This is a genomic window from Rahnella sp. PCH160 (assembly GCF_047784855.1).
Lineage (GTDB): Bacteria > Pseudomonadota > Gammaproteobacteria > Enterobacterales > Enterobacteriaceae > Rahnella.
In genome coordinates, this window is record NZ_JBLOGT010000001.1 from 24211 (window position 1) to 50790 (window position 26580).

Below are 26580 nucleotides of genomic sequence, written 5' to 3' on the forward strand. Positions count from 1 at the left end.
TATCAGAGATCTAATGTGCCGTCGATCAGCGTACAGGTATCGCCGCCGATCCACGGTTCGCCGTCCACGAAAGTGACGGTCACGCGGCCATCGCGCTGAAGTTTTGTGCCCTGACGGACGCGGTAAGTTTCTGCCATATGTGCACCGTCCGGGAAACCCGCCGCTTTCAGCACACGCGCCAGACAGGCATTCGCGCTGCCCGTTACCGGATCTTCTTTCATCACGCCATCTTCGTCGATCAGCGCCCGCACTTCGTAATCTGCCGGGCCGTTTTTATCGTGCAAACCGTAAACCGCAATACCGTTCACGCCGAGCCGCGTTTGCAATTCACTGATTGCCGCTGCATCGGCGGTGATATTCAGGCAATCCCCGGCACTTTCCATGCGCACGACCAGCCAGATAATGCCCATGTCCACCGCCACCGGCGTGACGCCCGCCTGGATTTTACCGCCACGCAGCGCGGTTGCCAGCAACGCATTATGTTCTGCCGCCAGCGGTTTCATCACCGCCGGAGGTGCGGAAAATGCCTGCCCGCCTTCGGCCAGTTGATTGACCTGAACCAGCCCGACGCCGCATTCCTGTATCAGATGGCCCGGATTTTTAGGTTTTAGCCCGCTTTGCAGCAGCGCGTAGGCCGTGCCCAGCGTCGGGTGCCCGGCAAACGGCAACTCTTTGTCGGTGGTAAAAATGCGCACGCGGTAATCGGCTTCCGGCGATTCCGGTTTGAGCACGAACGCCGTTTCCGCCAGGTTAGTCCAGCGTGCCATCGCGAACATTTCGTCGTCGGTCAGCCCTTCGGCATCCAGGATTACGGCCAGTGCGTTGCCTTTCAAAGGCTCAGCGGTAAACACATCAACTTGTTTAAAACGGCGCAGGCGGCTCATAACGGTTCCTTTTGTTCATCTTTTGGAAACAGGCGAAGTGACTGAGTCTATGAACTTTTCTTTCATATTTCGAGAAAAATGTCAGCTTCCTGCGGCTGATCTATGCTTAAAGCACTCCACTGTCTTTTCTAAAACCTATAAGGAACAGAAAGATGCCCGCGAAGGATTTGATTGGTATTGGCATCGGCCCGTTTAATCTCAGTCTGGCCGCCATGGCGAAGGATACCGGAAAACTGAACACGGCATTTTTTGATGCCAACCCGGAATTCAGCTGGCACCCCGGCATGTTATTGCCCACGGCGACGATGCAAACGTATGTTTTGCAGGATCTGGTGACCACTGTCGCCCCGCGCAGCGAATTCTCGTTCATCAACTATCTGGTGGAACAGAAGAAGATTTATCGTTTTCTGGCGACGGAACAGCTGATCATCAGCCGCGATGAATTCTCAGATTATCTGCGCTGGGCGTGTGACCGCATTCCCGGCCTGCATTTTTCCGAGCCGATTGAGCGCATTGATTTCGATGATAAAAAGCAGGAATTTGTGGTGTACGGCGAGAAAGGTGAACACCGGGCACGCAACATTTGTCTTGGCACCGGCCATGCACCGTGGATCCCCAAACCGGCACGGGCGGCGCTGGGGGAAAACTGTTTCCACGCGGCTGAAATTGAATTGCGTGAGCCGGATTTCACCGGCAAACGCGTCATTGTGGTCGGCGGCGGTCAGAGCGGCGCAGATATTATTCTCAATGCACTGAGCGGCCACTGGGGCGAATTCGCGCAACTGACCTGGTTGTCGCGACGCCCGAATTTTCAGCCGCTGGATGAATCGATTTTTACCAATGAATATTTCACGCCGGAATATGTGAATTACTTTTATACGCTGCCTGAAGACGTGCGGGAACAGGAGATCAAAACGCAGAAACTGCCTTCTGACGGCATCAGTTATCACACACTGGAAGATATTTATAAGCAGTTGTATCACCGGTTTGACGTGTTGCATCAGCCGCGAAACGTGCGTTTACTGCCGCACCGGGCGCTGGATCATATCGCGCGCAATGCTGCCGGGGATTTCAGTTTGCAGGCCAAACACGGGCTGGAACAATGCGAAGAGCATTTCAGCGGCGATATCGTGATTCTGGCCACCGGTTACCGCCCCGGTTTGCCGGAATATCTCGCGCCGATGCTCGACCGGATCCCTTACGATCGCGAGCAGCATTTGCCGTTACAGCCCAACTTCAACCTGCGCTGGGACGGCCCGGAACAGAACCGGATTTACGCGGTGAATGCGGGGATCCACAGTCATGGCAGCGCCGAAGGCCAGCTGACGCTGACCGCGTGGCGTTCGGCTAAAATCCTGAACCATCTGCTGGGCGAACCGTATTACGATCTGCGCCCGGTGCCGTCACTGGTGCAATGGTGGTCAGGCGAATAGCAGGCACAAAAAAGCGGAGCATCAGGCTCCGCTTTCATTTTTACTGACCGTTGAATCTACACGTAAAAATAGATCGCCAAAAAGTGACACGCGCTGCCGCCCAGCACAAAGCCGTGCCAGATTGCGTGACCAAAACGGAAGCGTTTGGAGGCGTAGAAAATCACCCCCAGCGTGTACACCACGCCGCCTACCGCCAGCAAAATAACGCCACCCAGGGACAATGTCGTCGCCAGTTGATAAATCACAATCAGCGACAGCCAGCCCATGGTCAGATAGGTAATCAGCGACAGCACTTCAAAACGGTGTGCAAACGCCAGTTTGAAAATCACGCCAAACAGCGCCAGTCCCCAGATCACCGCCATCAGCCCCTTTGCCAGGGGAGAATTCAACCCGACCAGCAGGAACGGCGTGTAGGTTCCGGCAATCAGCAGATAAATCGCGCAGTGATCGAGTTTTTTCAGCCAGTATTTGGCTTTCTGATGCGGAATGGCGTGATACAACGTGGAGGCCAGATACAGCAAAATCATGCTGCCGCCGTACAAACTGTAACTGGTGATCGCCATTGCGCTGGCATTTTCACTCACCGCCTGCACCAGCAATAACACCAGCCCGACAATCCCAAACAGCAACCCGACGCCGTGACTCAGGCTGTTGGCAATTTCTTCAGCCCACGGATATCCCTGTGGTGATGACTTACCCATACGATGAGAATCCTTCAAGCAAAACAATAAAATAACGTTAATCAGGCGTTGGTTATAAATTACGCCGAAAAAGAGATTAGCTGAGAATCATTCCAGTGTACACATGTACGCTTAAAATGAGTATTTCCTGATGTAACAGTCTCTTAGCCAGATCATCATTTCATGACAGGAATGTCTGGAATCCCTTCAATTCATTCACTTTGTTTATAATTTACCCGCATGACATTATTAAGACTCCGGCATTTTCCGCATCCAAAAACATGATTTTTTTACATCAAGGGATTAAGGTGTAGCGGAAATCTCTGATAATGCGCTTCATAATGCCGTCAATTTGACTAAGGTTTGACTATGTCCGTAGCAACTTCCCCGCTGAATTTCGGCGCAATGACCGACGTTTTTCAGTTCCTGATGGAAATCGACAAGCTGAAAAGCGTGCAACGCCGCACCAAGGTGCTGGGCACAGAACGTCAGGAAAACTCTGCGGAACACAGCTGGCATTTCGCCGTTGCAGCCATGTCGCTGGCCCCTTTCGCACCTGAAGGTGTGGATATCAATAAAGTCATCCGCATCGCGCTGATCCACGACATCGTGGAAATCGACGCCGGTGACGTCATCGTTTATGACCTCGCCGCCCGCGCCGCCGTGCATGATCAGGAAGTGATCGCCGCCAAACGCCTGTTCGGCCTGCTGCCTGCGCCGCTGAGCACACAATTTTTAGATTTATGGAATGAATACGAAGCGGGTGAAACGCCGGAAGCGCGCTTTGCGCTGGTGATTGACCGCGTCATGCCGATGGTCATGAATCTGAATAATCAGGGCCAGAGCTGGGTAGAAAATAATATTCGTCTGGAACAGGTTCTGGCGCGTAATTCCTTTATCGCCGAGATCCACCCGGAATTGTGGCTACATATCCGCAGCCATCTGGATAACGCCCACCAGCAGGGGTGGTTGAAGTAATTTTCCTGGCTCCTCCCCTGCAAAGCGGGAGGAGTTATGCTTTCTGTCAATCCGGTAATAACCCCTGAATTATTAGCAGATTAATTATCGCAGTGCCCGGTTTTCGCCAGACGCACTGCGGGTTTTGAAACCACCCTCTTACCTTCGCTCTCGGCAGATTCACTCAAACCCGCGCCGCCAACGAATACGCCCATTTTTACATATTGTCTGACGAAGTAATTACGGCCTGGTTCAGTGAAAATCGTTAAATCATTGGGTGAGAACTCTGACTCAGTGGAGATTTTATGATTCTGGCCGCCAGAGACTTGGGTGTAGAAAAATACTTTGTCGGCGGTTTCGCCAATGCATTTCCCGTCAACATAGATATCTTTTTTAAGTGCCTTGCCAACAAAACTGTCACGATAAATATATAAGCCAGACATATTTTGTTCAGGTACAGGAAAACTTTTTGCCTGAGCAGATTCCTGTTGCGTTGCCAGAGGAACACTGGCGCAGCCGCTCAATAACAGAGCGCCCAGCAGAGAAACTGAAACGAGTATTTTTTTAGTATTCATTAAAACAGATCCTTATGTATAAAAATAAAAACAACGCCACTAAGAAAAATCCTAATGTCGTGTATTTATAATTGAACAAAAGTCCCTGTGTCATGAGAATAATCATGAAATTTATTGTTTAAAGGGAAATTACATCAGGGAGATGATTTATTGCTGTGGACGTGCTCCTCCCCCTGCGAAGGGGGAGGTTGGGAGGGGGTATTGCAGGCTAACTGTTTGTCAAAGCACACTTTAACGTTTTAATTTGACCTTAATACCCCACCCCAACCCTCCCCTTCGCAGGGGAGGGAGCCAAATCAATTACTTCGGCACTGTCAGCGCCGTCGAATCGACATACGGTTTCATGACGGTATCGGCATCTTTCTGCGCCTGTGCGGCAGCGGCTTCCGGGGTGACTTTTTCGTCGTTCACCAGAGCTGCCAGCTGATTTTCCATTGCCTGACGAACCGCAACGGTTTCGTAGGTGGAATACCACGGATACGCATATTTCAGCTGTTCCAGCGCAATCGTCGCACGCGGGTCTTTCGCCAGATAATCTTTCATTTCCGGTGTGTCATAAGACGCCATACGCGGTGAAAAATAGCCGGTAAAGCGGCTCCAGGCACCGTTCACTTTCGGGCTGACCAGATATTGCAGGAACTGGTACGCCGCTTTTTTCTGGTCGTCGGAAATCCCCTTAAAGCTCACCAGACTCGCGCCACCAATGCTCACGCCGTTGCGGACTTTGGCAGGCATCATCGCCACGCCCAGCTCAAAATCTTTGGTGTTTTCACGCATAAAGCCCAGCGCACCGGTACTCAGCATTGTCATCCCCAGTTTGCCGGAGAAGAACGCTGCACTGATTTGTTTGGAATTCAGCACGCCTGAAGGCATCACTTTGTCGCGATACACCAGATTCTGCCAGAAGTGCAACGCGCCCAGCGTGGACGGTTTGTCGTAATAGACTTCGCCCGGATAATCAGGGTTGTAGTACTGGCCGCCGTTGGCGCGCACCAGCGCCGATAAAATCCAGGCGCCGTAATCATCGTTGGTCGATGGCAGCATGATGCCCCACTGGCCTTTCGCCGAATCGGTCAGTTTTTTCGAATCTGCCAGCAGTTCGTCCCAGTCTTTTGGCGGCGCGGTAATCCCGGCTTTGGCGAACATGTCTTTGTTGTAATAGAGAATTGGCGTCGAGTTATGGAACGGAATGGCGTAAGTCACACCGTTCAGCTGGGCGTTCTGGCGCATCGCAGGCCAGAAGTTTTGCGTCAGGAAGGGCGTTGCCTTCTGGTCGCCGAATTTGAACAATTCGTCCATCGGCAGGATTTCATTTTTGATCGCCAGATCCGCCGTAAAGTTGGCGGACATAATCACCAGCGCCGGGGGTTGCCCGGATTTCGCCGCCGCTTCAGCTTTCACTTTGGTGGTGTCGTAGTTGCCGGTGAAAATCCCGCGCACTTCGACATCATTCTGTGACTGGTTGAACTCTTTGATAACGCGGGTCATTTCCATGGTCAGTTTGCCGTCAACCGGCGCGGGGAACATGAAATCGATGTTTTCTTTGGCGGACGCCGTGCCTGCGGCAATGAAGCCGATGGCGAGCGCCAGCGCGTTTATTTTACGCATTGTGGCTTTTATGCTTTTGCTCATAAAAAATTCTCCCGGTGCAGGTTTTGCTGGTTTTGGCCTGAAAAAAGATGAAGGTCGTGCAAAGAGAAATGCAAAGTGATGCGGTCGCCGGGTTGTGGAATATCCCCGGCATTTTCCCGCAGCTGGTTTTTACGGACATAACGTATTTTGCCGATCGCGGTGTCGGCGTGGCACAGATACTCTGCACCGAGCAGCTCGCGATAGGTCAGAGTGGCCTGCAATTGCAGGCTTTCGCCTTCCACCGGCCGGTCGCTGATGTGTTCGGGTCTGATGCCCAGATACACATCACTGAGCGCCTGCGCGTGGTCAGTTTGCGGTAAACGTACCGGCTGATTTTCGACGGTCAGCACACCACCGGCGCACGGCAGCAAAAACAGATTCATCGAAGGTGTGCCAATAAAACCGGCGACAAACAGGTTGGCCGGATGCGCGTACAGCGTTTCCGGTGCGCCGATTTGTTGCAGATGACCTTTATCGAGCACCGCAATCCGGTCGGCCATGGTCATGGCTTCCATCTGATCGTGCGTGACGTAAACGGTGCTGGTTTTCAGTTGCTGATGCAGTTGCATAATCCCGTCGCGGACTTCAGTCCGCAGGCGCGCATCGAGATTCGACAAGGGTTCATCCATCAGAAATAACTTCGGATCGCGCACTATCGCCCGCGCCATCGCCACGCGCTGACGCTGCCCGCCGGACAATTTACCCGGCTTGCGTTTGAGCAACGGTTCCAGTTGCAATAATCCGGCCACGCGATCGACCCGTGCCTGATGCTGATCTTTCGGCTCATTGCGCATCCGCATACCGAACGTGATGTTTTGTTCAACGGTCATGTGCGGGAACAGTGCGTAGTTCTGGAAGATCATCGAGAAATTACGTTCACGCGGTGCCTGTGCGGTGATGTCCTCACCGTCGAGCAAAATACGCCCGTCGCTGACCTCTTCCAGCCCCGCCAGCAGGCGCAGCAAGGTACTTTTGCCACACCCCGACGGACCGACCAGCACCAAAAATTCGCCGTCGGCAATCTCCAGCGAAAGCTGATTCACCGCCGTACTGCCTTCAAACTGCTTGGTAATATTTTCCAGACGAATACCCGACATCATTGATCATCCACCGGGCAACTGATTTGCGCGTCGTAAAGATAAGGCCCCGGATACTGCGACAGCGGATGCAGATAACTGACCAGCCCGGTTTTATCCACCAGACGGTGCATCACGCAGGCCGCCGGTTCGAGGTTATAGAATGGCGCCGGATTGTGGTGATAGTACGGAACCTGATGCACAGTGCCGGGAATGGTGGTGATGATCGCCTGTTTATACTGGGTGAAAATCAGGCGGTGCGTATGGCCGCAGAACACGCGAACCAGCGACGGGAAACGGTCAATCAGCGCCAGCAACTGGTCACCATTTTCACAGGAAATCGCGTCCATCTGCGCGGAACCGACTTTGACCGGCGGATGGTGCATAAACACCGCCGTCGGCTTGTCGCCGCCCTCCTCCAGCTGGCCTTCCAGCCACGCCAGCGTTTCCAGCGTCAGAAAACCTTTCGATTCACCGGCCAGGCTGGAGTCCACAAACAACAGACGCATCGGAAAATCGTCGATGGCGTAACGCATGTTTTGCGGGTCGTTTCCAAGCTGCGGGCACAGCGGATGCAGCGCTTCCAGAAACTGTGCTTTGTCATCGTGATTGCCCGGAATAATAAACAGCGGATAACGCAGATTGCCCAGCGTGCGGCGCGCCACTGCGTATTCCTGTGGCAGGCCGCAGTTAACGATATCGCCGGTGATCACCACCGCATCCGGTTGTTCTTCCAGCGCATTCAGCTGGCTGACCACTTCGGCGTTACAGCCGTTCACGTCGATAAAGTCATACAGTTTGCGGCCGTGGCTGCGAAAGTGCATGTCAGAGATCTGAGCTAAAAACATGGAAGACTCCTTTATTTAATCCCCGAGAAACCGAAGCTTTTCAGGAACTGTTTCTGAAAAATAATGAACGCCAGCATCAGCGGCAGGCACACCATCAGCGTCCCGGCGGTAATTAATCCCCACTGGCCGCCGGATTCAGCCCCCATCGCGAAAGACACCAGCCCGACGGTCAGCACCTGTTTGTCCGGGTCGTTAAGCACCATCAGCGGCCAGAGATATTCGTTCCAGTGATAGGTAATGCTGACGGTCGCGAAAGCGAGTATGGCGGGCCATGACATCGGGATCAGCACGCGGAATACCACCTGCCACCATCGGCAGCCTTCCATCAGCGCCGCTTCTTCGATTTCACGCGGAATACTGAGAAACGCCTGCCGCATAAGGAACACACCAAACGCCGACGCGAAGTACGGCATCATCACGCCGGTCAATGTGTTGAGCAGCCCAAACTGTTTGAGGATCATCATGTTCGGCACCATCATGATGACCGGCATGATCATCAGCTGGATAAGCAGCAGGTAGAACAGCGTCTGTTTGCCGCGAAATTCGTGATACGCGAAGACATAACCGGCAGTGGTAATCGTCACCAGCTGAACCAGAAACGTACCGAACGAGAAGAAAATGGTGTTGGCGTAAAGCCGCAGCCAGTCGGCGCTGTCCCAGGCATCATGGAAGTTTTGCAACGTCAGCGGGAAACGTGGCAACAGCGAGGCCATATCCGGCCCGAAGCTGCTTTCACTGAACGCCGACGACAACATCCACAGGAAAGGTGCCATCCACAAAAAGGCGGCGCAGAGCAGCAGAACCGGCAATGTCGAACGTCGGGCACCGCGCAGCATCAGCCCGGAAGAACGCGGCGCGGCGCGCGATTTTTGAGTCACCAGTGTTTCAACGCTCATAGTGAGCCCCTCTTTCCAGTACGCGCAGATTCAGCATCGAAAAACCAAACAACAGCACCAGCGTCAGGAAGGTCGCCGCTGAGGCTTTGCCCAAATCGTGCGTGTCGTTGGCGAGACTCTGGATGTAATACAGCAGCACGGTGGTGGCGTTATTCGGCCCGCCCTGCGTCATCACGGCGACGTGGTCAATCTGAGTAATCGAATAAATCAGCGCAATCGTGACCACAAAACTGATGGTCGGGCGCAGCAGTGGCAACGTGACGTAGAAGAAAACCTGCGGGCGAGATGCCCCTTCCATCAGCGCCGCTTCGCGGGCAGAAGCCGGAATCGACTGCAATCCGGCGAGGAAAAACAGCATGTAATAACCGGCGAATTTCCACACGCCGATGACGCTCAGCGCAATCAGCGCGCTGTTGCTCATACCGAGATAATTGTTATTCATCGGCCCGAACATTTTCGCCAGGTAGTAATCGAGCAGCCCCATGCCGGGCATGAAAATGAACAGCCACAAGGTGGCGGCGCTGACCAGCGGAATGATCATCGGGAAGAAAAACGCGGTACGCAGCCAGCGGTTAAGCGAGGTGTTTTCCCACAGCGCAACGGCCAGCAGCAGCGCCAGCACGATACCGGGGATCACGGTCATCAGGATGTAAGCCAGATTATTGAGCAGCGCACGCCAGAAAACGGAGTCCTGAACCAGACGCAGATAGTTTTGCAGACCCACAAACGGCGGCGCGTCCGACGACAGACGGCTGTCAAAGAGGCTGTCCATCGCTGACTGGAATAAAGGGTAATAGGTGAACAGAAACAGAAAAATCAGCGTCGGCAACAGAACAAGATAAGGGAACAACAAACGGCGCATTACAGGATACCGGTCAGCCAAATAAGGTGCCTATCCTGTCGGGAATGTGTGTCAGTTACATGGCGGTTATGTGATGGTTGTTTGAATGAAAAATGAGCGAATGTTACTGAACAAATGGGATGAAAAGACCGGCGTATCACCGGCCTAAAAATCATTAACCCTGAACTCCCGACCTCGCCAGTGCGTTCGCGGCTTTTTCCGACAACTCAAACAAAGCAGGCAAAACATGCGCCGTGGCTTTGATGTACGCGCTCACCTGCGCCACGCCTTCCGGCGGCAAAAGCTCTCCACTTTCCAACCCTTCGCTCAGGCACAGCAAACCGTGGCAAAGGCCCTCGGCAGATTCAGAGGCGACAGCGCCAAGATCATAAAGCTGAGGTTCGGTGAAGTTGCTGAGATCCATATCGGAAATCAGAGTGCGAAAAGCGGTGATGGAGTTTTCAGGGTGCTGGGTTTCGGTTGTTGTCATGATGATCATTCCATTACTAGATTTAAGTTTCATCACGCCTTCAGGTTCCAAACTAAAGGAGTGACTCAGACAGGTTTGGAACTCCGGATCTAGCGACCGGCCAATCATAAAGATTGCCCTGCCTAAGCCACGAATTGAAGTGTGCATGTAGTCACTGAAAAAAAACAAGTTTTTTCAGTTCCAGATAATCGGAGTTCCAAGTCCGGCTACGGATTTTGCCGCAGCGAGGTGACTATATTCCGATGATTTTGCCAATGAAACAGACTGTATGGATTTACAGGAAGTTACTTCAATATTTGGAAGGCGTCTCGCAGGAATGACGTCTGCTCCCTCCCAACACCCATCCTTTCCCTTGCTTCTTCATAGGTCGGCATCGATGCCGCAGCCCCTGCCCTTTCCACACAAACTGACGCGTAGGCGGAGGCAAATTGCGCGGCTTCGGAAAGCGTAGAACCGGCGGCGAGTTGCGAGGCTAATGCGCCGTTGAAAGCATCGCCCGCGCCGGTGGTATCGACCGGTGTGGCCGGGCAGGCGGCGATGATCTGCGTTTCGCCATTCACCGAAAGCAGCGCGCCCTGCGTGCCGAGCGTGACAATCAGTGCCTGAATGCCTTTCGCGTGCAGCGCATGGGCGGCGCGTTGGGCGGATGGAATATCGTGAACCTCAATGCCGGTCAGCAATGTGCATTCGGTGGCGTTGGGCGTGAGCAAATCGACCTGCGCCAGCAGGTGGTCGGAAACCGGCTGAAACGGTGCGGGGTTGAGGATTATGTATGTGCCGTTTTCTTTCGCGATGTGTATCAGTTTCTCGATGGCTGGAAGGTTATTTTCCAGCTGCGTCAGCAGGATATCGGCGGCGGCCACCGCCGGACGGCATTGTTCGACCTCTTCGTCGGTGACCGTCAGGTTCGCGCCCGGATCGACCGCTATCATGTTTTCCGCATCCGCACCGGCGACGTAAATCAGCGCGTTTCCGGTCGGGCATTCGCTGGTCGAAAACAGCGTGACCGCGTCGAAACCGGCGTTGTCGAGATGACGCCGGGCAAACATGCCGAAGTCATCACGCCCGACTTTCCCGATGTAATGCACCCGCGCACCGGCGCGCAGTGCGGCGACTGCCTGGTTGGCACCTTTTCCGCCTGCACCCATCATGCTGTTGCGCGCAATCAGGGATTCTCCCGGTTTGGGGAAACGCGCCATGCCGGCGACGATGTCGAGGTTGAAAGAACCAAATACGCATACCTTGCCTTTTTTCATGCCTCTCTCCTGAAAGAAAACGGTCGTGACTGCGACTGAAAAACGCGTTGTGCGGCCAGACAGGCGCCGCGGCAACCGGTCTCATCGGTGACGGCGCTGAAGTGAATCTTCAGTCCGTTCGCCGGATACGGGCTGCGCAGATGGCTGCGTAGCTGCTGTTCAAGCTGTGCCAGCGGGAAATTCTCCATCGCCAGCACACCGCCGCCGAGCACCAGATATTCCGGGTCCAGAATGTTCATTTCACTGGCGACGGTTCGCGCCAGACGCGACACAAATTCGGTTAAATCCACCTGTCCCGCGTGACGCACAAACAGTTCGGCGAACGGCGTTTGCGGCGCGTGCTGCCGCGCCCAGCCGGTCAGCCAGTTACCGGACGTCAGCGTTTCGACGCAGCCGGTTTTGCCGCAAGGGCACAGCAGCGGATTACCTGCCAGCGGAATGTGCCCGAGCTCGCCCGCGCCACCGTGTGCGCCGTGATAAAAGTCACCGTTGATCCACAAACTGTTGCCCAGACCGGTGCCCAGATACAGGCCGACGGCGACGTCCGGCAGCGTGTCGTGCTGAAGTAAATCCCACCACATCAGATGGTTAACGTCTTTATCCATCGTCACCGGCAGATGCAGCCGCTGTGCAAGCTGCTGCGCTACCGGCTGATAATCCAGCGCGGAAATAAACGGCAGCGATAACACGGTTTGCCGGTCGCGGGACAAGATCCCCGGCAAACCGAGCATCACCTGCGCCACCTGATGATGCGGATCCTGTTCCTGCAAATACGCCGTAATAAGGTGTTCCAGCCCGCTCAGCGGATCGCTCTGCCCTGCCCAACTTTGCGTCGGAATTTTGTGGTAGCCGCGAAAATTTTGCTGGCTGTCCATCAGCATTAAGCGGGTATTGGTGCCCCCGACGTCCACTCCAAGAAAATGCGGCATACGGCTCTCCTGCCCTCAGGCTGCGTGACGCGCCTGACGCATCTGATCGAGCATTTTGTCCCAGGCAATATCCAGATCGCTGTCGAGCGTAAACAGGCCGGAACTGCCGACGATCAACACTTCCGCGCCCGCAGACATCAGATCCTGATACGTCCGCAGGTTGCAGGATCCGTCGATTTCGATCAGATACCGGTAGCCTTTTTGCTGTTTGAGATCGCGCAGCTGCGCAATTTTCCCCAGCATTTCAGGGATGAACGGCTGCCCGGCGTAGCCCGGATCGACGGTCATGACGGTAATTTTATCCAGCAGATGAATGTAGTGCTGGATGTATTCCACCGGCGTCGCGGGGTTGAGCACCACGCCGACTTTTTTACCCAGAGAACGGATCTGGTTGATGATGCGGAACGCGTCGCGGTTGATGGTTTCGGCGTGCGGGCAGATAAAATCGGCACCGGCTTTGGCTATCGGTTCGATAAAGTCGGCCGGATTTTCCACCATCATATGCACGTCCAGAACCAGCGGCGTATGCGGGCGGATCTGCTCGATAAAGAACGGCGACAGCGTGATGTTTTTGACGTAATGGCCGTCCATGATGTCGATGTGCAGCATGTCAGCGCGGCGGTTCAGCACCTCCAGTTGCTGTTTGATGTCTATCAGGCTCATGCACATCAGCGACGGAGAAATTTTGTATTCCATGATGTTTTCCTAAGGTCAGAGGCTATGAAAATAAGCGTTAAAAATAAGGGTTAAGGTTGTGCAGCCCGCGCTTTGGCGGCGCTCATGCGTCCTGCGCGTTTTTGCAGGAAACGGGCACGGAAGAATTTCAGTGCCAGCACCACAATCAGTACCGCGCCCCACATCGCCAGGCTGAAATGCGGGCTGACGTTCATCAGGTTCAGGCCGGTGGAAATCACCTGGAGGACAATCAGCGAGAGCACCACGCCCGCCACTTTGCCGAATCCGCCGTTCGGGTCGGTGCCGCCTAAAATGATCGCCAGCACGGTCAGCAGCAGGTAAGAATCGCCGTAGCCCATGCGCGCCGAGTTGAAGCGCACCATCATCACCAGCCCGGCAATCACGCATAACATGCTGGAAATCACGTAAATGGCGATCAGGACGCGGTGCGTGTTGACGCCGCTGAAATGGGTGGCGTTGATGTTACTGCCGCTCATGTAGATGTATTTGCCGAGGCGCGTGCGTTCGAGGAACACCGCGATGAATACCGCCGTGAGCAGGAAGATAATCAGCGGGACCGGCACGCCGAGCAGCGTTTCCGCGCCGATAAAGCGCACGATGTCCGGCATACCGCTGATGGCTGCACCGCGTGAAAGATAGATACCGACGCCGTTGACCATCGTCATGGTGGCGAGCGTGACCAGAATCGGATGCGCGCCGACGTAGGCCACCAGTGCACCGGTCAGCATGCCGATGACCAGCGCCAGAATCATTGCGCCGACCAGCGCTACCGTCAGCCAGACCGCCTGCATCGCCATGCTGGCATCGGGCGGCAGCCAGGTCAGAAACACCCACGCCATCAGCAGGCTGGTCAGGTTAGCGGTGGCGATAATGCACAGGTTCAGGCCGCCGCTGAGGATCGGGATAAACATCGCCAGCGTCAGCAAGCCGAGTTCCGGCAGCTGAAACGCGACGCTCATAAAGGTGGCGTCACTGAAGAATCGCCCCGGCATCGCCAGGCTGAAACCGATAATGACCACCAGCAGCAACAGCGATAATCCCAGTGTGGTGTTGTCTATTTTCCGGGAGGCAATTTTCAACCGTGGCCGGGCTTTAAGATTCACATTTCTGCTTTTCGCGAACATAGCGGTTTTCCTCAGGCGAAGCCGACTTCGGTTTCTTTGCGTTTCTTGTAATGGGTGACGGTGATGGCCGCGACAATCACCACGCCGATGACGATATTCATGAAGTAGCTGGAGACGCCGATCAGGTTGAGGCCATTTTTCAGCACGCCAATCAGGAACACGCCCATCAGTGTGCCGACCACGCTGCCTTTTCCGCCGTTAAGGCTGGCACCGCCAAGCACTGCGGCGGCTAACACATCCAGCTCGCCGCCGACCAGCGCATTCGGCACCACTTCACCGACGCGGTAGACCTGAACCAGCCCGCCGATCGCCGCCATCGCGCCGAGATAGCCGTAAGCAAACAGGTGCAGCAGACCGACGCGGATGCCAATGCGGCGCGCGGATTCCTGATCACCGCCGACCGCAAACAGCTGACGGCCCAGATGCGTTTTGTTGAGCAAAATCCAGCTCAGTGCCGCCACCGCCAGCATCACCACCACCGGCAGGCCAATCTGGTAATGCTGTTCGCCGACGCTGAACGGCAGGACGCGGATCGGCGTGGTCAGCCAGTCCGGCAGGTCGTAGAGGCTGGTGCCGTTGGTCAGCCACATCAGCATGCCGAACAACAGCGACTGCATGCTGATGGTGACGATGATCGAGACGATACGCAGGCAGTAGATCAGGATGGCGTTGATCATCCCGAGCACGGTACCGATCGCGATCGCCAGTAAAATGCTGCCGGTCGGGCTGCTCAGGCCGTAATGAAGGGCCAGCGTGGCGATGAGGTACTGCACGACGGAAGCGACCGCCGCGAAGGAAATATCAATGCCACCGGTGACCAGCACCACAAATAAGCCGAGGGCAAAAATACCGCTGACGGCGTAGCTTTCGGTCAGATCGAGCAGGTTCTGAAGTGTCAGAAACTGGTTGGTGAGCAGGGAAAACGTAACGATAACCACCAGCAAAACCCAGGCTAAATAGCCTTCATTGCTGGACGGGCGTAACCGGCTGAGCTTAAGCATTGACCGCCTCCGCAAGCTGTTGCTGAGTCATCGCGCCCGGAAGGTATTCGCCCTTCACCGTGCCTTCGGAGAAATGCAGCACGCGGTCGCAGTTGAAATACACTTCCGGCACTTCATCGGAAATCAGCAGGATCGAAATCCCCTCTTCCGCCAGCTGATGCACCAGCTGATAAATACTGGCTTTCGCGCCGACGTCCACGCCGACGGTCGGTGAATCGAGGATCAGGATCTTCGGCTGTGTCAGTACCCATTTCGCCAGGACGATTTTTTGCTGATTGCCGCCGGACAGCGTGGAAATCGCCTGATCCGGGTTCGCGACTTTGACGCCGAGTTTTTCGATCCACTGCTGGATGATCTTGTTTTTTTGGTATTCGTCGATCAGATGAAAACGGCTGCGCAGCTGATCCATGATCGCCAGCACGGTGTTATCTCCGACCGATTGCTGCTGGATCAGTCCCAGCGTCAGCCTGTCTTCCGAGACATAACCGATGCCAGATTTGATCGCATCTTCGTGGCTGCGAAACCGCACCGGTTTGCTGTCGAGGTAAATTTTGCCGCTGTCCGGTTTGGTCATACCGAACAGGCTGAGCGCCAGTTCGGTACGCCCGGAACCGAGCAGGCCGCACAGGCCGAGCACTTCGCCGGCGTGCAGTTTGAAGCTGACGTCGTGGTACTGGCCTTCGCGGGTGAGTTTGTCGGCTTCCAGCATGATGCGTTCGTCATTCATGTTGGCGGCTTTCAGGCGGTAATCGAGTTTGAGGCCGGTCATCAGCTCGGTCAGGCGTTCACTGCTGACTTCTGAGGCCGGGAAGGTGCCGACTTTTTTGCCGTCACGAATGACCGTGACGCTGTCGGAAATCTCCAGCACTTCATCGAGACGATGGCTGACGAATACCACGCTGATCCCTTTGTTTTTCAGGTAATGCACGGTGCGCAGCAGCTGATTCACTTCGGTGCGGGTCAGCGAGGCGGTCGGTTCATCCATAATGACTAAGCGCGCATCGGCGACCAGCGCGCGGCAAATTGCCACCTGCTGGCGCTGGGCAATCGGCAGCGCCGACACTTTGCTGTCGAGATCTAAGGTGTAATTCAGTTCAGTCAGAATGCGCTGCGCGGTGTCGCGCAGGCGTGACGGGCGGTACCAGCCCATCAGCCCTTGCAGGTTGTGATCAAACGCGATGTTTTCAAACACGCTCAGGTTCGGAAACAGCGACAGATCCTGATAAATCACCTGCACGCCAAACTGCCGCGCCTGATCCGGGCTGAGTTTACTGAACGCCTGACCATTCAAAGTGATCCGGCAACCGTTATCCGGCTGATAAACCCCCGAGATCACTTTGATCAACGTACTTTTACCGCAGCCGTTGGTGCCCGCCAGGCAGTGAACTTCCCCCGGCATCAGCCGCAGGGAAATGTCGTTTAGCGCGCGCTGTCCGCCAAAGGTCACCGACAGATTCTGTACATCAATCAGCGGCGTGTTGTCTGTTTGAATGATCCCGGAGATTGCCATGATTACAGCCCCATTTTGACCAGTTTCGGCAGGTTCGCTTTATCCAGACTTTCGGTTTCGTTGCCCAAAATGGTGCGCGTGGCCTCGTCAACTTTCACTTTGCCCATGCCTTCGATGGTCATGCCGTCAGTGATTTTTTCGCCTTTTTCCAGCTTCTCGGCGATGCGTACAAAGACTTCACCGGCCACCATCGGGTTCCAGATAAAGCCGCCTTTGATGGCGCCCGCTTTCACCAGACTCGCGCCCTGACCCGGACTGAATGGACCGAAGACGCAGATATCGTCGGTTTTGCCGCGATTGAGCACCGCGCGGCCTGCGCCGATCGGGCCTTGTGAACCGATCGCCAGAATGCCTTTCAGGTTGGCGTCTTTGGACATCAGGTCGTTGGTGGTACGGATGCTGTCATCAAGCGATTCGCCGACACCGAATTTGTCGCCGACCAGATGCATGTTCGGATAATGTTCTTTCTGATAATTGATGGCCGCGTCGGCCCATTTCTGATGAAGGGGCACGGTCAGGCTGCCGACGTACACCGCGTAATCACCTTTTTCTTTCATACATTTTGCGAGGGCGACCATGTGAGTAATACCGTGCTGCGTGGCGTCGACCATTTCGAAATCCCAGTCGGCGTATTTCTGATCCGGCGATTCATGCACGATGACTTTGATCCCGGCGTCGTGTGCGCGTTTCAGCACCGGCTCCAGCACGCGGGCATCGTTGGGCACCACGCCGATCACATCCACTTTCTGGGCGATCAGATCTTCAATCGCACGCACCTGCAACGCCGGATCGGCGCTGGTCGGGCCGACCTGCCATGCGTCGATCCCGCGTTTCGCCGCTTCGCTTTTGATCCCGGCTTCCATCGCGTTGAACCAGGCGTTACCGCCGACTTTCACCACCACGCCCATGCGGATTTTGTCAGCGGCGTGTGCTGACAGGGACAACATGGCTGTGGCGAACAGGCAGGCAAGAACGGATTTCTTGATCATGTTTACTCTCCTGGGAGGTCAGTTATTTACCGCAGCAAACGGGCCGTTGCGGTTGTTTTTAGTTTTTTTCTGTAGGGGTGACGGAGAAACTTCAATCACGTTAACGTTGCTCCAGGCCAGTTCCTGGCGGAATTCTTCATCCTCCAGATGGTCTGTTATCAGTGTGTCGATTTCCCGGTAGTGGCAGATCCGCGCAAAAGAGCGGCGGCCGAATTTGCTGGCGTCAGCCAGCAAAATTTTGTGCTCGGAGGAAAGCAGCATTTGCTGTTTCAGCCGCGCGTGATGCTCGTTGCTTTCACGGATCCCGCCTTCGTGGCTGATGCCGTGACAAGAGAAAAACAGTTTGTTGATGACGAACTCTTTGAGCATTTGCTCGGCGAGCACGCCGACGAAATCTTCGTATTTTGCCGAATATTCACCGCCTAAACCGATGGTGCGCACATTGGCTTTCACCGACAGCGTCTGGATGATCTGCACCGAGTTGGTCAGCACTACCAGCTGAATATCGGGCAACTGACGCGCCAGATACCAGCTGGTCGAACTGCTGTCGAGCAGCAGACAGTCGCCCGGATTAATCAGCTGCAGTGCGCGTTTGGCGATGCGCGTTTTGCTGTCCGGTGACTGATTGCTGCGGTCACGAAACGATTCACCCTGTTCAATCTGCGACGGCACATAGGTTTTTTCGCCCGCCGAATGTTCCGTAAAGACCGCGCCGCCGTGGCTGCGTAACAGCACACCACGCTTTTCCAGCAGCGCCAGATCCCGCCGCGCCGTTTCCAGCGAGATACGGCATAACTGCGCCACTTCCTGCACCAGAATGCGTCCGCGCTGGGTAAGAATTTCGGTAATAAAACGATGTCGCTCGACTGGCAGCATGTGGTGATTCCTCTTTCCCGATGTCAAACAGGATACGCAGCCCGGTGGGTGTGGAATGCGCAGTGCCTCAAACGCGGCTGTGTGCATTTTTTGCCACCGCCGTCATGTGATAGTTGTCACGAAAAGGTGAGAAAAGATGAAATGTTAAAGTTTGGATCTGTGGCGGGAACGGCATTAAATCGTCATTTGCGTTGCAACAAGACAGCAACAGTTTTGCAAACGGTCACAATTCCTCGTGGTTTCTCATGACCGGGGATGACCGTTTGTGTGGAGTTGACCGTTTGGACATAAAAAAAGCGCCCGGAGGCGCTTGTGCAATCATAGAAAACTTTACCGGCCACCCGCCAGATCAAGAAAACTTCCGGTGACGTAAGACGCCGAATCCGATAAAAGCCAGGCGATCGCCTGCGCCACTTCTTCCGGCTGACCGCCGCGCTGCATCGGCAGGTTGACTTTCACGCGATCGACGCGCCCCGGCTCACCGCCGCTGGCGTGCATTTCGGTATAAATCAGACCCGGCCGTACGCAGTTAACGCGAATACCGTACGCCGCCACTTCCAGCGCCAGACCAGTGGTCAGGGTATCCACCGCCCCTTTCGACGCGGCGTAATCGACATATTCACCCGGTGCGCCCAGACGGGCAGCCGCCGAGGAGACATTCACAATCGCCCCGCCTTTTCCGCCGTGCCGGTGCGACATAATTTTAACCGCCTCACGGCAACACAGAAAATAGCCCGTCACGTTGGTCGACAGCACTTTATTAATCCGCTCAGCGGAGAGGTTTTCAAGGGTCGTCTGCTGGAACAGAATTCCGGCGTTATTCACCAGCGCGGTGATCGTCCCGAGTTCCCCGCCAAGGCGCTTGAACATCGCGACGACCTGCGTTTCGTCGGCGATATCAGCCTGAAGTGCGATGGCTTTACCTCCGGCCTGTTGGATTTCATCAACGACGGATTGAGCGGCGGTTTCGTTATTCAGATAGTTGACGCCGACGGCGTAACCTTGCTGCGCGAGGAGGATCGCGGTGGCACGGCCGATACCGCGGCTAGCGCCGGTGACTAACGCTACGCTGTTCATAGAGGGAGCTCCTTTTAGAAAGTGAGGAAAGTGTAGGGGAGATTGTTTCAATTACAACTTTCAGGGAGAAACCTCAGGTGTAGTGGCTCTCCGGCCAGGGTTTGGAAGAGATCGAGGATATTTCGGTTTTTCAATAACAGTGATCACTTAACGTACTACTCCGAAACCGACCAAAAGGGGAAAGTGCTTTTCCCCTTTTGGATTTCCCCACGCTTTTTCAACACGCGCTATCGCTGGGACGACAGACGTGTTCTGGCGCAACCGCGTGTGGCGCAAAACCCTGCCGCTGCGCGGTTCCTTCACTCGGTGCTGGAGCCTCAGGTCTCCAGCCCGCTCCGTTCAGCAGGATTTTTGAGCGCGCCATCCTGCCTATCTAAAAGACAAAACCAGCCTGCATTTGAATTTAGATAAACTTCCAGCCGCTTTCAAAAATCGCGCCGGAGGAGTGGTGGAAAAACGAGCGTGTTTTTGCGAGGTTTGTAACCCGAACGGAGGGTACCGCGCAGCGGCGGGATTTTGCGGCAATAGCGGGGGTTTCTGAAACTTGCTTAGCAAGCGGTAGCGCTTGTTTGAAAAAGCGGGGGAGAGATCCAAGAGAGGGAAAGCACTTCCCTCTCTTGGTCGGTTTAGGCGCGATAAGCTAAGTAATCACCGCGCTTGAGAAACCGAAATATTCTCGAACTAAAACATTCTGATTCAGCGTTAAGGGACTGTCCCTTAATCATTCGTAATCACTCATCGGCACACATGAACAGAACAAGTTCCTGTCGCCGTAAACGTCATCGAGACGCTTCACCGTCGGCCAGTATTTATTCTCATCACCTGCCGGGAACACGGCCACTTCACGGGTGTACGGGTGGTTCCACTCGTTCACCAGCTCATTTTGTACGTGCGGTGCGTTCACCAGCGGGTTATCGGCCAGCGGCCATTCGCCTTTTGCTACGCGATCGATTTCACTGCGGATCGCCAGCAGCGCATCGATAAAGCGATCCAGCTCCACTTTGCTTTCGGATTCGGTCGGTTCAACCATCAGCGTACCCGCCACCGGGAATGACATGGTTGGCGCATGGAATCCGTAGTCGATCAGACGCTTGGCGATGTCCATTTCGCTGATCCCGACGCTTTCTTTCAGCGGACGGATATCCAGAATACACTCATGCGCCACACGACCATCGCGGCCGGTGTAGAGCACCGGATACGCGTCTTTCAGACGGGTAGCGATGTAGTTCGCATTCAGAATCGCGACCTGGCTGGCTTGCTTCAGACCTTCCGCGCCCATCATGCGGATGTACATCCAGCTGATGGGAAGGATAGACGCGCTGCCGAACGGTGCCGCAGAAACTGCGCCGTTCTGCGTCAGAACGCCATCAATCTGCACCACGCTGTGGCCCGGAACAAACGGTGCCAGATGCGCTTTCACGCCGATCGGGCCCATACCCGGACCGCCACCGCCGTGCGGGATGCAGAAGGTTTTATGCAGGTTAAGGTGCGAAACGTCCGCGCCGATATAACCCGGCGTGGTGATGCCGACCTGGGCGTTCATGTTCGCGCCATCAAGGTAAACCTGGCCGCCGTACTGATGCACAATCTGGCAAACTTCGCGGATGGTTTCTTCGTAAACGCCGTGCGTTGACGGGTAAGTCACCATGATGCACGACAGCGCATCGCCTGCCTGCGCCGCTTTCTCACGCAGATCGCTCAGATCAATGTTGCCCTGTTTGTCACAAGCCACCACGACCACCGTCATGCTCGCCATCTGGGCGGAAGCCGGGTTGGTGCCGTGCGCTGAACTTGGGATCAGGCAGATGTGACGGCTGCTTTCGTTACGGCTTTCGTGGTAACGGCGGATAGCCAGCAGGCCCGCATATTCGCCCTGCGCGCCGGAGTTCGGCTGCATACACACCGCGTCGTAACCGGTCAGCTGAACCAGCCATTGTGACAACTGGCCAATCATTTGCTGATAACCGGCGGCCTGTTCTGTCGGGCAGAACGGGTGCAGTTCAGCAAATTCCGGCCAGGTGATCGGGATCATTTCCGCCGCAGCATTCAGTTTCATGGTGCAGGAACCCAGCGGGATCATCGCCTGATTCAGCGCCAGATCCTTTTTCTCCAGACGGTGCATGTAACGCATCATCTCGGTTTCGCTGTGGTACTGGTTGAAGACCGGATGCGTCAGGATCGGATCCACACGCAGCATCGCGGCAGGAATCGAGTTGCTGTCGGTCGACGCGGCTTTATCCAGTTTATCGATGTCCAGGCCGTTGTCGTCACCCAGCAGGGCGGCGAACAGAACCTGGATGTCTTCTCGGGACGTCGCTTCGTCGAGCGTCACGCCGACGGCGCCGTGAATGTCGGTGCGCAGGTTCAGACCAAAGCTCAGCGCACGTTCCAGCACGGCAGCTTTGTCTTTCACTTCAACGGTCAGCGTGTCGAACCAGGTGTTGTGACGCAGGGTCAGGCCGCCCTGTTTCAGGCCAGAGGCCAGAATGTCAGTCAGACGGTGAATGCGTGACGCAATGCGTTTCAGGCCTTCAGGGCCGTGGAATACCGCATACAGGCTGGCAATATTCGCCAGTAAAACCTGCGAGGTACAGATGTTGGAGTTGGCTTTTTCGCGGCGGATATGTTGCTCGCGGGTCTGCATCGCCATACGCAGCGCGGTTTTCCCGGCGGCATCGCGGGAAACACCAATAATACGGCCCGGCATGGAACGTTTGAATTCGTCGATGCAGGCGAAGAAGGCCGCGTGCGGACCGCCGTAACCCATCGGCACGCCGAAGCGTTGCGCGGAACCAAAGACTACGTCAGCGCCCTGTTTGCCCGGCGCGGCCAGCAGAACCAGCGCCATGATATCAGCGGCAACGCTGGTCACAATTTTGCGGGATTTCAGTTCGCCCAGCAGCGCGGTGTAATCGTGAACTTCACCGGTGGTGCCGACCTGTTGTAAAAGCACGCCGAATACGCCTTCCAGATCGAGCACTTTTTCCGCTTTATCAACGATGATGTCAAAGCCAAATGTTTCCGCACGGGTGCGCACGACGTCCAGCGTTTGCGGGTGTACGTCATCGGCTACGAAGAAACGGTTGGCATCTTTCAGTTTGCTGGCGCGTTTCGCCAGCGCCATGGCTTCGGCGGCAGCGGTCGCTTCATCAAGCAATGACGCAGAAGCCAGATCCAGACCGGTCAGATCCAGCGTCAGTTGCTGGAAGTTAAGCAGCGCTTCGAGGCGGCCCTGAGACACTTCCGGCTGATATGGCGTGTACGCAGTGTACCAGCCCGGATTTTCCAGCATGTTGCGCAGGATAACCGGCGGCGTCAGCACCGCGCTGTAACCCATACCAATGTAGGATTTATAACGCTGGTTCTGGCTGGCAATGGCTTTCAGCTCAGCCAGCGCCTGATGTTCTGTCACGGCATCGCCGACGGCCGGTGGCCCCGGCAACTGGATATCGACCGGAACGATCTGCTGGATCAGCGCGTTTAACGAGTCTGCACCGACCGTTTCCAGCATCTGTTGCTGCTGCTGAGAAGACGGACCAATGTGACGGCCGATAAAGGCTTCGTTGTTTTCGAGTTGGCTGAGAGTCTGAGTCATTTGCTACGCATTCCTGAAATCTGCTGGAGGTGTCTTGGGATACTGACAAAAGCTACGGGTCTTGAATTCGCCCCGCAAACGGGTTGCGGGGCGCGCATTGCAGTCTTGCTTATTCTTCGATTGAAGCTGAGTAGGCTTCTGCATCCAGAAGGTTAGCCAGTTCGGCTTCGTCTGAGGCTTTAATCTGGAACAGGAAACCTGCGCCGTACGGCTCGCTGTTGACCAGCTCCGGAGAACCTTCCAGTTCGCCGTTCACGGCAACGATTTCGCCGCTGATTGGGGAGTAAATATCGGACGCCGCTTTAACGGATTCCGCGACCGCGCAGTCTTCACCTGCGGCAACTTCACGACCCACTTCTGGCAGGTCTACAAAGACCATATCGCCCAGTAATTCCTGTGCGTGTTCGGTGATCCCTACGGTGTAAACGCCGTTGCCTTCTGAACGCACCCACTCGTGGGAAGACGCGTATTTCAAATCTGCTGGCACATTGCTCATCTTAATCTCCTGAAAACGTTTTAAATTTTTATAAATCAGCTAATCGAATGGGTTACTGCGCCAGCGGTTTGCCGTGACGGACAAAGCCTGGTTTGGTGACTTTTACCGGCATTTCGCGGTTACGGATTTGGACAATAGCGTTTTCGCCAATGCCCGCCGGAACGCGTGCCAGAGCAATACTGTAGCCGAGAGTCGGGGAGAATGAGCCGCTGGTGATCACGCCTTCCTGCGTATTGCCCGCGCCGTCGGTGAATCGCACCGGCAGTTCGTTACGCAGCACGCCTTTCTCTGTCATCACTAAACCGACAAGGTGTTCGGTGCTCTGCTCGCGCTGTCTTTCCAGTGCGTCACGGCCAATAAAGTTGCGGTCTTCCGGTGCCCACGCAATGGTCCAGCCCATGTTGGCCGCCAGCGGTGAAACGCCTTCATCCATTTCCTGACCGTAAAGATTCATGCCTGCTTCCAGACGCAGCGTGTCACGCGCGCCGAGCCCGGCTGGTTTAACGCCCGCGGCCAGCAATTTCTGCCAGAAATCAGCAACCTGCTCTTGCGGCAATGCGATTTCATAGCCTGCTTCGCCGGTGTAGCCGGTCGTGGCAATAAAGAGGTCGCCCGCCTGCACGCCGAAGAACGGTTTCATGCCGGCAACGGCGTGTTTTTGTTCTGCGGTGAACAGCGTTTCCGCTTTTTCTTTCGCCTGCGGCCCCTGAACAGCAACCAGCGCTAAGTCATCACGCACGGTCAGTTCGATGCCGTACGGTTCTGCATGCTGCGAAATCCATGCCAGATCCTTTTCGCGGGTCGCGGAATTCACCACCAGGCGGAAATAATCTTCAGTGAGGAAGTAAACAATCAGGTCGTCGATCACGCCGCCGGACGCATTGAGCATACCGGTGTACAGGGCTTTGCCCGGGACGGTGAGTTTGGCGACGTCATTCGCCAGAAGGTAACGGAGGAATTCGCGGGTCCGTGCGCCGTGAAGATCAACGATGGTCATGTGCGAGACGTCAAATATACCGGCGTCCTGACGCACAATGTGGTGCTCATCCAGCTGCGAGCCGTAATGCAAAGGCATCATCCAGCCGTGGAAATCGACCATACGCGCACCGCACGCCACGTGTTGTTCATAAAGCTGAGTCTGCTTAACCATCTTATTCCTCATGACGAAAAGGCTGCCTGAAAATGTAAAAATGACAGGGAGCGCAAACGATACCCTTTGTCTGAACTTACCACTGAATCCCCCTGCTAACCATAAGATAAAATATGCGGAGCAGAACGAATGTCAGTAATTTCTCAGGGGCATTGTGCAGAGTTTTTGACTGGTAAACTGGGGTTTGTGGCGCAAAATCTACAAATAAACAGCAAAAGTATCGATGTTATATAACGGCGAGGCCGGATTTCTCACCCTTTTCAGAATGGAGAATCCGGCCTCGGATTAGAAAAAATAATGGTAAAACCGAGCTGAAATTAGATTATTTCAATCGAAGTGAATCATCCCGCAACCATTCTGGAAGATCGTTCAGCCCCATCGCCTGACGGACCAGTTGCGGTTTCACGCCCGGCAAGGAATCCGCCAGCGTCAGGCCGATATCACGCAGTAATTTCTTCGCCGGATTATCCCCGGCAAACAGTTCACGGAAGCCCTGCATCCCCGCCAGCATCAGTGCCGCGCTGTGTTTACGGCGGCGCTCGTAACGGCGCAGATACATGTGCTGGCCGAAATCCTTGCCTTCTTTTTGCAGGCGTTTAATTTCAGAAGCCAGCTCAGCGGCGTCCATAAAGCCTAAATTAACGCCCTGCCCGGCCAGCGGATGCACGGTGTGCGCCGCATCGCCCACCAGCGCCAGACGCGGCGCGGCAAAGCTGCGGGCATAACGACCGGTCAGCGGGAAGGTCACGCGTTCGCTTTCGACAGCACAAACGCCCAGACGCAGGTCAAATGTGCTGGCGAGAATTTTATTGAATTCCTCCGGTGCCAGGGCGCTCAGACGCTGCGCTTCATCCGGTGAAACCGACCAGACGATGGAAGACAAATGCGGATCTGCCAGCGGCAGGAACGCCAGAATACCTTCACCGTGGAAAACCTGTCTTGCAACAGACTGGTGCGGCTTTTCGGTGCGAATGGTCGCAACCAGTGCATGATGGCGGTAATCCCAGAACGTCAGCGGGATATCGGCGTGCTGACGCAGCCACGACTGTGCACCATCAGCGCCGACCACTAAACGCGCGCTAAGCTGACGGTCATCACTGAGGGTCACGAACGCATCGTTTTCGCCCCACGCGACATTTTTCAGCGTCGCAGGTGCGAGCAGCGTGATGTCCGAAGCGTTTTCTGCCTGCTGCCACAGGGCGCGGTGAATCACCTGATTTTCGATGATATGGCCAAGATGGCTGAAACCGTATTCTTCGCCACGAAAGGCAATTTTACCGAAGCTGTCGCGATCCCAGACTTCCATTCCCTGATAGGCATTGGCGCGCTGGGCGATGATATTGTCCCAGACGCCGATATATTTGAGCAGACGCTCGCTGGCAGCATTGATCGCAGAAACGCGCAGGCCCGGCTGTTCCGGCAAAGGCGAATCGAGATCCGGCAGCTGGTTTTCCAGCACGGCAACACGCAGACCGCTGCCCTGTAATCCGCACGCCAGCGCCAGACCAACCATTCCGCCACCGGCGATAACCACATCAAAAGATTGCATAATTTTTCCTGTAAGGCCCG

At 55.2% G+C, this 26580-nt stretch carries 24 protein-coding genes; 2 read left to right on the forward strand and 22 right to left on the reverse strand.

What is annotated here, in order from left to right:
* Positions 1-2: 2 nt before the first annotated feature.
* Positions 3-884 (reverse strand): PhzF family phenazine biosynthesis protein, encoded by an 882-nt coding sequence (locus ACM5QY_RS00130; protein ID WP_416118709.1) that lies wholly within the window; start codon positions 882-884, stop codon positions 3-5.
* Positions 885-1036: 152 nt separating this feature from the next.
* Here ACM5QY_RS00130 and ACM5QY_RS00135 point away from each other — a divergent pair, with 152 nt between their 5' ends.
* Complete coding sequence (locus ACM5QY_RS00135) at positions 1037-2317, forward strand: lysine N(6)-hydroxylase/L-ornithine N(5)-oxygenase family protein (protein ID WP_416118710.1); 1281 nt, start codon at positions 1037-1039, stop codon at positions 2315-2317.
* Positions 2318-2373: 56 nt separating this feature from the next.
* On the opposite strand, the gene trhA is transcribed toward ACM5QY_RS00135, so the two are convergent.
* Positions 2374-3018: a PAQR family membrane homeostasis protein TrhA gene (gene trhA, locus ACM5QY_RS00140; protein ID WP_416118711.1), complete on the reverse strand. Its 645-nt coding sequence runs from the start codon at positions 3016-3018 to the stop codon at positions 2374-2376.
* A 348-nt stretch (positions 3019-3366) separates the two neighbouring features.
* On the opposite strand from trhA, the gene ACM5QY_RS00145 reads away from it, so the two are divergent.
* Positions 3367-3975, forward strand: coding sequence for an HD domain-containing protein (locus tag ACM5QY_RS00145; RefSeq protein ID WP_416118712.1), 609 nt, complete (start codon positions 3367-3369; stop codon positions 3973-3975).
* Between the two features lie 80 nt (positions 3976-4055).
* On the opposite strand, the gene ACM5QY_RS00150 is transcribed toward ACM5QY_RS00145, so the two are convergent.
* The 20 genes from ACM5QY_RS00150 to ubiI form a co-directional block, all read right to left on the reverse strand.
* Entirely contained in the window at positions 4056-4529 is a 474-nt protein-coding gene (locus ACM5QY_RS00150; RefSeq protein WP_416118713.1) for a DUF2846 domain-containing protein, read from the reverse strand.
* 300 nt (positions 4530-4829) lie between these two features.
* Positions 4830-6137: an ABC transporter substrate-binding protein gene (locus ACM5QY_RS00155; RefSeq protein ID WP_416122788.1), complete on the reverse strand. Its 1308-nt coding sequence runs from the start codon at positions 6135-6137 to the stop codon at positions 4830-4832.
* A 20-nt stretch (positions 6138-6157) separates the two neighbouring features.
* Positions 6158-7258, reverse strand: a complete 1101-nt coding sequence (locus tag ACM5QY_RS00160; protein WP_416122789.1) for an ABC transporter ATP-binding protein — start codon at positions 7256-7258, stop codon at positions 6158-6160.
* The gene (locus tag ACM5QY_RS00165) at positions 7258-8085 is read right to left on the reverse strand and encodes a phosphodiesterase (RefSeq protein WP_416118714.1); all 828 of its coding nucleotides are present in this window, start codon (positions 8083-8085) and stop codon (positions 7258-7260) included. Before ACM5QY_RS00165 ends, ACM5QY_RS00160 begins: the two co-directional genes overlap by 1 nt.
* An 11-nt stretch (positions 8086-8096) precedes the next feature.
* On the reverse strand, positions 8097-8981 hold the full coding sequence (locus tag ACM5QY_RS00170; protein ID WP_416118715.1) for a carbohydrate ABC transporter permease: 885 nt from the start codon (positions 8979-8981) through the stop codon (positions 8097-8099).
* Complete coding sequence (locus ACM5QY_RS00175; RefSeq protein WP_104923168.1) at positions 8971-9843, reverse strand: carbohydrate ABC transporter permease; 873 nt, start codon at positions 9841-9843, stop codon at positions 8971-8973. Before ACM5QY_RS00175 ends, ACM5QY_RS00170 begins: the two co-directional genes overlap by 11 nt.
* A 154-nt stretch (positions 9844-9997) precedes the next feature.
* Positions 9998-10312 (reverse strand): hypothetical protein, encoded by a 315-nt coding sequence (locus ACM5QY_RS00180; protein ID WP_416118716.1) that lies wholly within the window; start codon positions 10310-10312, stop codon positions 9998-10000.
* A gap of 284 nt (positions 10313-10596) precedes the next feature.
* Positions 10597-11568: a ribokinase gene (gene rbsK / locus ACM5QY_RS00185; RefSeq protein WP_416118717.1), complete on the reverse strand. Its 972-nt coding sequence runs from the start codon at positions 11566-11568 to the stop codon at positions 10597-10599.
* Entirely contained in the window at positions 11565-12497 is a 933-nt protein-coding gene (alsK, locus tag ACM5QY_RS00190; protein ID WP_416118718.1) for an allose kinase, read from the reverse strand. The genes rbsK and alsK overlap by 4 nt, the downstream gene beginning before the upstream one ends.
* Before the next feature lie 15 nt (positions 12498-12512).
* Entirely contained in the window at positions 12513-13193 is a 681-nt protein-coding gene (alsE, locus tag ACM5QY_RS00195; RefSeq protein ID WP_416118719.1) for a D-allulose 6-phosphate 3-epimerase, read from the reverse strand.
* Positions 13194-13243: 50 nt separating this feature from the next.
* A complete protein-coding gene (locus ACM5QY_RS00200) occupies positions 13244-14317 on the reverse strand; it encodes an ABC transporter permease (protein ID WP_416118720.1) in 1074 nt (357 codons plus the stop codon).
* Positions 14318-14328: 11 nt separating this feature from the next.
* The gene (locus ACM5QY_RS00205; protein ID WP_416118721.1) at positions 14329-15318 is read right to left on the reverse strand and encodes an ABC transporter permease; all 990 of its coding nucleotides are present in this window, start codon (positions 15316-15318) and stop codon (positions 14329-14331) included.
* Positions 15311-16828: a sugar ABC transporter ATP-binding protein gene (locus tag ACM5QY_RS00210; RefSeq protein WP_416118722.1), complete on the reverse strand. Its 1518-nt coding sequence runs from the start codon at positions 16826-16828 to the stop codon at positions 15311-15313. Before ACM5QY_RS00210 ends, ACM5QY_RS00205 begins: the two co-directional genes overlap by 8 nt.
* 2 nt (positions 16829-16830) lie before the next feature.
* A complete protein-coding gene (locus tag ACM5QY_RS00215) occupies positions 16831-17817 on the reverse strand; it encodes a substrate-binding domain-containing protein (RefSeq protein WP_416118723.1) in 987 nt (328 codons plus the stop codon).
* Between the two features lie 18 nt (positions 17818-17835).
* Entirely contained in the window at positions 17836-18693 is an 858-nt protein-coding gene (locus ACM5QY_RS00220) for a DeoR/GlpR family DNA-binding transcription regulator (RefSeq protein ID WP_410150879.1), read from the reverse strand.
* A 330-nt stretch (positions 18694-19023) separates the two neighbouring features.
* Positions 19024-19770: an SDR family oxidoreductase gene (locus ACM5QY_RS00225; RefSeq protein WP_416118724.1), complete on the reverse strand. Its 747-nt coding sequence runs from the start codon at positions 19768-19770 to the stop codon at positions 19024-19026.
* A 721-nt stretch (positions 19771-20491) separates the two neighbouring features.
* Positions 20492-23365, reverse strand: a complete 2874-nt coding sequence (gene gcvP / locus ACM5QY_RS00230) for an aminomethyl-transferring glycine dehydrogenase (protein WP_416118725.1) — start codon at positions 23363-23365, stop codon at positions 20492-20494.
* A 109-nt stretch (positions 23366-23474) separates the two neighbouring features.
* Positions 23475-23861, reverse strand: coding sequence for a glycine cleavage system protein GcvH (gcvH, locus tag ACM5QY_RS00235; RefSeq protein WP_195823729.1), 387 nt, complete (start codon positions 23859-23861; stop codon positions 23475-23477).
* A 52-nt stretch (positions 23862-23913) separates the two neighbouring features.
* Entirely contained in the window at positions 23914-25011 is a 1098-nt protein-coding gene (gcvT, locus tag ACM5QY_RS00240) for a glycine cleavage system aminomethyltransferase GcvT (RefSeq protein ID WP_416118726.1), read from the reverse strand.
* Between the two features lie 322 nt (positions 25012-25333).
* Positions 25334-26560 carry an FAD-dependent 2-octaprenylphenol hydroxylase gene (ubiI, locus tag ACM5QY_RS00245; RefSeq protein WP_416118727.1) on the reverse strand — a complete coding sequence of 409 codons (1227 nt, stop codon included), beginning with the start codon at positions 26558-26560 and terminating at the stop codon, positions 25334-25336.
* Positions 26561-26580: the final 20 nt, after the last annotated feature.

Excerpts from the sequence above, each read along its gene's own strand:
- ACM5QY_RS00130 (WP_416118709.1), bottom strand. The coding sequence starts at position 884 with ATGAGCCGCCTGCGCCGTTTTAAACAAGTTGATGTGTTTACCGCTGAG.
- ACM5QY_RS00135 (WP_416118710.1), top strand. The coding sequence starts at position 1,037 with ATGCCCGCGAAGGATTTGATTGGTATTGGCATCGGCCCGTTTAATCTC.
- trhA (WP_416118711.1), bottom strand. The coding sequence starts at position 3,018 with ATGGGTAAGTCATCACCACAGGGATATCCGTGGGCTGAAGAAATTGCC.
- ACM5QY_RS00145 (WP_416118712.1), top strand. The coding sequence starts at position 3,367 with ATGTCCGTAGCAACTTCCCCGCTGAATTTCGGCGCAATGACCGACGTT.
- ACM5QY_RS00150 (WP_416118713.1), bottom strand. The coding sequence starts at position 4,529 with ATGAATACTAAAAAAATACTCGTTTCAGTTTCTCTGCTGGGCGCTCTG.
- ACM5QY_RS00155 (WP_416122788.1), bottom strand. The coding sequence starts at position 6,137 with ATGCGTAAAATAAACGCGCTGGCGCTCGCCATCGGCTTCATTGCCGCA.
- ACM5QY_RS00160 (WP_416122789.1), bottom strand. The coding sequence starts at position 7,258 with ATGTCGGGTATTCGTCTGGAAAATATTACCAAGCAGTTTGAAGGCAGT.
- ACM5QY_RS00165 (WP_416118714.1), bottom strand. The coding sequence starts at position 8,085 with ATGTTTTTAGCTCAGATCTCTGACATGCACTTTCGCAGCCACGGCCGC.
- ACM5QY_RS00170 (WP_416118715.1), bottom strand. The coding sequence starts at position 8,981 with ATGAGCGTTGAAACACTGGTGACTCAAAAATCGCGCGCCGCGCCGCGT.
- ACM5QY_RS00175 (WP_104923168.1), bottom strand. The coding sequence starts at position 9,843 with ATGCGCCGTTTGTTGTTCCCTTATCTTGTTCTGTTGCCGACGCTGATT.
- ACM5QY_RS00180 (WP_416118716.1), bottom strand. The coding sequence starts at position 10,312 with ATGACAACAACCGAAACCCAGCACCCTGAAAACTCCATCACCGCTTTT.
- rbsK (WP_416118717.1), bottom strand. The coding sequence starts at position 11,568 with ATGAAAAAAGGCAAGGTATGCGTATTTGGTTCTTTCAACCTCGACATC.
- alsK (WP_416118718.1), bottom strand. The coding sequence starts at position 12,497 with ATGCCGCATTTTCTTGGAGTGGACGTCGGGGGCACCAATACCCGCTTA.
- alsE (WP_416118719.1), bottom strand. The coding sequence starts at position 13,193 with ATGGAATACAAAATTTCTCCGTCGCTGATGTGCATGAGCCTGATAGAC.
- ACM5QY_RS00200 (WP_416118720.1), bottom strand. The coding sequence starts at position 14,317 with ATGTTCGCGAAAAGCAGAAATGTGAATCTTAAAGCCCGGCCACGGTTG.
- ACM5QY_RS00205 (WP_416118721.1), bottom strand. The coding sequence starts at position 15,318 with ATGCTTAAGCTCAGCCGGTTACGCCCGTCCAGCAATGAAGGCTATTTA.
- ACM5QY_RS00210 (WP_416118722.1), bottom strand. The coding sequence starts at position 16,828 with ATGGCAATCTCCGGGATCATTCAAACAGACAACACGCCGCTGATTGAT.
- ACM5QY_RS00215 (WP_416118723.1), bottom strand. The coding sequence starts at position 17,817 with ATGATCAAGAAATCCGTTCTTGCCTGCCTGTTCGCCACAGCCATGTTG.
- ACM5QY_RS00220 (WP_410150879.1), bottom strand. The coding sequence starts at position 18,693 with ATGCTGCCAGTCGAGCGACATCGTTTTATTACCGAAATTCTTACCCAG.
- ACM5QY_RS00225 (WP_416118724.1), bottom strand. The coding sequence starts at position 19,770 with ATGAACAGCGTAGCGTTAGTCACCGGCGCTAGCCGCGGTATCGGCCGT.
- gcvP (WP_416118725.1), bottom strand. The coding sequence starts at position 23,365 with ATGACTCAGACTCTCAGCCAACTCGAAAACAACGAAGCCTTTATCGGC.
- gcvH (WP_195823729.1), bottom strand. The coding sequence starts at position 23,861 with ATGAGCAATGTGCCAGCAGATTTGAAATACGCGTCTTCCCACGAGTGG.
- gcvT (WP_416118726.1), bottom strand. The coding sequence starts at position 25,011 with ATGGTTAAGCAGACTCAGCTTTATGAACAACACGTGGCGTGCGGTGCG.
- ubiI (WP_416118727.1), bottom strand. The coding sequence starts at position 26,560 with ATGCAATCTTTTGATGTGGTTATCGCCGGTGGCGGAATGGTTGGTCTG.